This is a genomic window from Teichococcus aestuarii (assembly GCF_042651065.1).
GTDB classification, from domain to species: domain Bacteria; phylum Pseudomonadota; class Alphaproteobacteria; order Acetobacterales; family Acetobacteraceae; genus Pseudoroseomonas; species Pseudoroseomonas aestuarii.
In genome coordinates this window covers 1-5,235 of the sequence record NZ_JBHSCH010000121.1, presented here as the reverse complement: position 1 = coordinate 5,235, position 5,235 = coordinate 1, and the positions used below count along the sequence as shown (strand labels likewise).

Genomic DNA, 5,235 nt, shown 5'->3' with positions numbered 1-5,235 from the left:
CGCCGCGCGCCGCCGCCGCCGCCGCCGCGCGCGGAGGGGCCGCGTGGCCGCCCGCCGGAGCCACGCGCCCAATGGCAGCCCGGGCACTGGGTGTGGCGTGCCGGAAACTATGACTGGGTGCCGGGCCGCTGGGTGCCGCCGCGTGGCCGCGGCCGCTGGCGGGAAGGCCGCTGGGTGGAGCGCCGCGGCCGCTGGGTCTGGGTCGAACCGGGTTGGAGGTAAGAATGATGCGCCGGCTGATGACGTGCCTGCTGTTGGGAGGCGCCGCGCTGGGCCTGGCGGGATGCGTGATCGCGCCGGCGCCCGCCTATTACGGCCCGCCGCGCGGCTACTACTACGCCCCGCCGCCTCCGCCGCCACCCCCGCCGCGCTACCACTACCATCGCGGCTGGTGAGACGGCCCGCCCGCTGCCCGACAGGGCGGCGGGCGATGCCTCAGGCGAGGTCGACCAGCACCGGCGTGTGGTCGGAGGGCTGTTCCTGGCTGCGCGGGGCGAGATCGACCCAGGCGGCGGAAAGGCGCTCGGCCAACTCGGGCGAGAGCAGGGCGTGGTCGATGCGCAGGCCGCGGTTGCTCTCGAAGGCCGGGCCGTAATCCCAGTAGGTGTAGATCCGCTCGGCCGGGTGCAGCGCGCGCACGGCGTCGGTCAGGCCGAGATGCTCCAGCGCGCGGAAGGCGGCGCGGCTCTCGGGGCGCACCAGCGCGTCGGTCGGCGGCATGGCGCCCGGCTCGTGGTCCAGCCCGGTGGGGCAGACGTTGAAGTCCCCCAGGATGGCGAAGGGGATGAAGGCGTCGAGCCGCGCCTGGGCGATCTCGCGCAGCCGCGCCATCCAGCGCAGCTTGTAGGCATAGCCCTCGGCGCCGCCGGAATTGCCGTTGGGCAGGTAGATGCCGGCGGCCTGGAGCCCCTCCGCCGCCACCTCGATGTAGCGGGCGTGGCTGTCCTCCTCCTCGCCCGGCAGCCCCTCGGCGACCACGGAGAAATCGACGCGGCCGAGCACGGCAACGCCGTTGCGCCCGCCGGGCTGGCCCACCGCGTGGCAGCGGTAGCCCAGCCCCTCGAACTCGGCGGCGGGGAATTCCTCGGTCTTGCACTTCAGCTCCTGCAGGAACAGCAGGTCGGGCTGGGCGGTCTCGAGGAAGCGGCGGAGATGCGGCACGCGCTTGCGCACCGAATTCACGTTGAAGCTGGCGAGGCGCACGCGCGGGGCGGCCCGCTCAGCCGAGCGAGAAGGAGGCGCCGCAGCCGCAGCCGGAGGCCGCCTGCGGGTTCTTCACCGTAAAATGGGCGCCGATCAACTCGTCCGCCCAGTCGAGCTGGGCGCCGGCCAGCAGGTCGAGGCTGACGGGGTCGATCATCACCCGGCTGCCTTCGCCCTCCAGCACCAGATCGTCCTCCGCCACCGCGTCGTCGAGCTGGAAGGAGTACTGGAAGCCGGAGCAGCCGCCGGCCAGCACGGCCACGCGCAGGCCGGTGCCGGGGCGGCCCTCGCGCGCGGCGATCTCGGCCACCTGGGCGAAGGCGCGCGGCGTGACGGAGAAGCGGGCGGGAATGGTGCCATCGGGCATGGGCGGGAACTCCTTGGCCCCGAACATAGGCGGCGCGGGCGGGAATTCCAACGCCGGGCGGGGCGGGGCAGGGACGGCGTTGCGGCCATGCCGCACCGCTGGTAAGGCCCGCGCGTCATGACCGACCTCGCCCCCTATGCCGTGCGCGCCGAGACATCGCGTGGCCGCCTCCACCCGGAGCCGGACAATGGCGTGCGCTCGCCCTTCCAGCGGGACCGGGACCGGATCATCCACAGCGCCGCCTTCCGCCGGCTGCAATACAAGACGCAGGTCTTCATCTATCACGAGGGCGACGAGTTCCGCACCCGGCTGACCCACAGCATCGAGGTGGCGCAGATCGCCCGCTCCATCGCCCGCCGCCTGGGCGTGGACGAGGACCTGGCGGAGGCGCTGGCGCTGGCGCACGACCTCGGCCACCCGCCCTTCGGCCATGCCGGGGAGGAGGCGCTGAACGGCATGATGCGCCCCTATGGCGGCTTCGACCACAACGCGCAGAGCCTGAAGGCGGTGACGGTGCTGGAGAAGCGCTACGCCGAGTTCGACGGGCTGAACCTGACCTGGGAGACGCTGGAGGGGCTGGCCAAGCACAACGGCCCGATCCGCCGCCCCTCCAGCTTCATGGCCGAGTACGATTCGCTCCATCCGCTGGCGCTGGAGAGCCATGCCTCGGTCGAGGCGCAGGTGGCCGCGCTGGCCGACGACATCGCCTACAACAACCACGACCTCGATGACGGCCTGCGCGCCGGGCTGTTCACGCTGGAGGAGGCGGCCGCGCTGCCGCTGATCGGCGGCATGGTGCGCGAGGTGCGCGAGCGCTATCCGGAGGCGCCGCGCGCCCGCCAGGCCAGCGAGGCGATCCGCCGCGTCATCAACCTGATGGTGCAGGACGTGGTGCAGGAGGCCGGGCGCCGCCTGGCCGCGCTGGCGCCCGCCAGCGTCGATGACATCCGCGCCGCCGGCCGCGCCATGGTGGCCTTCAGCGCGCCGATGCAGGAGGCCAACCAGCAGGTGCGCGCCTTCCTGCGCGGGCGCATGTACCGCCACTGGCGCGTCAACCGCACCACGCAGAAATCGCGGCGCGTGGTGCAGGTGCTGTTCAGCCTGCTGCATGGCGGCCCGGACATGCTGCCCCCCGAATGGCGCGACCGCGCCGGCGAGCCGGGCAGCCCCGCCTGCGCCGGCGTGGTGTGCGACTACATCGCCGGCATGACCGACCGCTTCGCGCTCGACGAGCACCGCCGCCTGACCGACCCCCACATCCCCGGCTGAAGACACGGACCCCTGATGGAACAGAACCAAGCCGCGCCCCAGGACATCTTCGCCGCGCTGCGTGCCGGGGTGCTGGACTGCCTGCGCCGCCTGCTGCCCGAGCTGCCGGAGGAGGCGATGGCCAAGGTCGCCGTCGAGCCGCCGCGCGACCCGGCGCATGGCGACATGTCCACCAACGCCGCCATGGTGGTGGCGAAGCCGGCGAAGCTGCCGCCGCCGAAGCTGGCGGCCGAGCTGGCCACCGCGCTGGCCGCGCTGCCGATGGTGGCCGAGGCCGCGCCGGCCGGCCCCGGCTTCGTCAACATCCGCCTGCGCGAGGACTACCTGCTCGGCCAGGTGCCGGTGATGCTGCGTGCCGGCGAGGCCTATGGCGACGGGCAGGCCGGCGCCGGCATCCGGGTGAACGTGGAATACGTCTCGGCCAACCCGACGGGGCCGATGCATGTCGGCCATTGCCGCGGCGCCGTGGTGGGGGACGCGCTGGCCAACCTGCTGCACAAGGCGGGCTACGCCGTCACCAAGGAATACTACATCAACGACGCCGGCGCGCAGGTGCAGGCGCTCGCCTACGCCGCCTACTGGCGCTACCTGCAGGCCCTCGGCACCACGATGACCGAGGAGGCGTATGCCGAGGCTGTCCCCGGCGGGCTGCAGTACCGCGGCGAATACCTGGTCCCGGTGGGCGAGGCGCTGAAGGCCGCGCATGGCGATTCCCTGGCCCCCGGCGCCCGCCCGGCCGAGGCGGCGCTGTGGCTGGACACGGTGCGCGAATTCGCCGTCAGCGAGATGATGGCGGCGATCCGCGAGGATCTGGCGGCGCTTGGCGTCGAGCATGACGTGTTCATCAGCGAGGCGAAGCTGGTGCGGGACGGCGTGGCGGATGCCGCCATTGCCGCGCTGGCGGAGAAGGGCCTCGTCTATGAGGGCGTGCTGGAGCCGCCCAAGGGCAAGACGCCGGATGACTGGGAGCCGCGCCCGCAGACGCTGTTCGCCTCCACAAGGTTCGGCGACGACGTGGACCGGCCGCTGCGCAAGTCGGACGGCAGCAACACCTACTTCGCCAACGACATCGGCAACCACGCCGACAAGATCGCGCGCGGCATGCAGCAGCTGGTGCAGGTGTGGGGCGCCGACCATGGCGGCTATGTCCGGCGCATGCAGGCGGCGACCAAGGCGCTCTCCGACGGCACCGTGCCGCTCGACGTGCTGCTCTGCCAGATCGTCAAGGTGATGAAGGGCGGCGAGCCGGTGCGCATGTCCAAGCGCGCCGGCACCTACATCACGCTGCGCGACCTGATCGACGAGGTCGGCAAGGATGCCGTCCGCTTCACCATGCTGACGCGCAAGAGCGACGCACAGATGGATTTCGACCTCGACCGCGTGGTCGAGCAGTCGCGCGACAACCCGGTCTTCTACGTGCAGTACGCGCATGCGCGCTGCCGCTCCGTGCTGCGCCAGGCGGGCGAGCAGGGGCTGACCGAGGGGCTCGACGGCGTGCCGCTCGGCGCGCTGCGCGACCCGGCGGAACTGGCGCTGATTCGCCGCCTGACCACCTGGCCGCGCATCGTGGAGGCCTCTGCTGCGGCGCGGGAGCCACACCGAATTGCCTTTTATCTCGGTGACTTGGCCAGCGACTTTCATATTTTGTGGAACCGCGGGCGGGATGATGCGACACTGCGCTTCATCCGGGCCGAGGAGCCGGAGGCCACGCGCGCGCGTCTGGCCCTGGTGGCCGCGACGGCCCTCATCATCCGCTCGGGCCTCAGGGTCATGGGCGTCGCACCGGTCGAGGAGATGCGATGAGGGAAGCGCCGATTCCTTCCTACCGCGTGCGGGAAGCCACCGATGATGGCGGCTCCCGGCGCATGATGCTGATTGCCGGCGGCGTCGCCGGCATCCTGGCCGTCGGTGGCCTGGTGGGCTGGGCCGTCAGCAAGTACACCGACGACACCATCCCGGTGGTGGAGGCGGATTCGCGCCCGATCAAGGTGCGGCCCGACGACCGCGGCGGGCTGCGCGTCGCCAACCAGGACGAGATCATCTTCCAGCGGCGCAATGCCAATGGCAGCTTCGAGCCTTCCGGCCGGCTCGGCCCGGCGGCCGAGGCGCCGAACCTCGATGCGCTGCGCGCCGCGACCATGCCGCCGCCGGTGGTGCCGCCCGTCGTGGCGCCCATGGCGCCCGCCCAGCCGGCCGCGACGGCCCAGGCCCCAGGGCAGAACAGTGGGCAGGATGGGGGGCAGAACGGCGCTCCGGGCAGCGCGGCCGCGCCGCAGCCGGGCACGGTGGCGCAGGCCCAGATGTACGCCCCCGTCGCCAGCCGCTTCCTCACCTACGACGTGGCGCTGAACCCGGATTGCGCCACCTACCGCGACCACCTGCTCGCCTGGCCCGAC

At 72.6% G+C, this 5,235-nt stretch carries 5 protein-coding genes and 2 pseudogenes; 5 read left to right on the top strand and 2 right to left on the bottom strand.

From position 1 onward, the window contains the following. Window positions 1–222 (top strand): annotated as a pseudogene (locus ACFOY6_RS23575) (hypothetical protein); the annotation flags it as partial. Between the two features lie 2 nt (window positions 223–224). Then, window positions 225–395: a hypothetical protein gene (locus tag ACFOY6_RS23570; RefSeq protein WP_379652411.1), complete on the top strand. Its 171-nt coding sequence runs from the start codon at window positions 225–227 to the stop codon at window positions 393–395. Between the two features lie 40 nt (window positions 396–435). On the opposite strand, the gene xth is transcribed toward ACFOY6_RS23570, so the two are convergent. Continuing rightward, on the bottom strand, window positions 436–1,203 hold the full coding sequence (xth, locus tag ACFOY6_RS23565) for an exodeoxyribonuclease III (protein WP_379634225.1): 768 nt from the start codon (window positions 1,201–1,203) through the stop codon (window positions 436–438). 16 nt (window positions 1,204–1,219) lie between these two features. Beyond that, the gene (gene erpA / locus ACFOY6_RS23560; protein WP_379634223.1) at window positions 1,220–1,570 is read right to left on the bottom strand and encodes an iron-sulfur cluster insertion protein ErpA; all 351 of its coding nucleotides are present in this window, start codon (window positions 1,568–1,570) and stop codon (window positions 1,220–1,222) included. 117 nt (window positions 1,571–1,687) lie between these two features. Between erpA and ACFOY6_RS23555 the strand changes: the two genes are divergently transcribed. From ACFOY6_RS23555 to ACFOY6_RS23545, 3 genes and pseudogenes are all read left to right on the top strand, one after another. Further along, entirely contained in the window at window positions 1,688–2,839 is a 1,152-nt protein-coding gene (locus ACFOY6_RS23555; protein ID WP_379652410.1) for a deoxyguanosinetriphosphate triphosphohydrolase, read from the top strand. Between the two features lie 15 nt (window positions 2,840–2,854). Then, a complete protein-coding gene (argS, locus tag ACFOY6_RS23550; protein ID WP_379634221.1) occupies window positions 2,855–4,642 on the top strand; it encodes an arginine--tRNA ligase in 1,788 nt (595 codons plus the stop codon). Next, a pseudogene (locus ACFOY6_RS23545) lies at window positions 4,639–5,235 on the top strand (hypothetical protein); the annotation flags it as partial. The gene argS and the pseudogene ACFOY6_RS23545, both read left to right, overlap by 4 nt.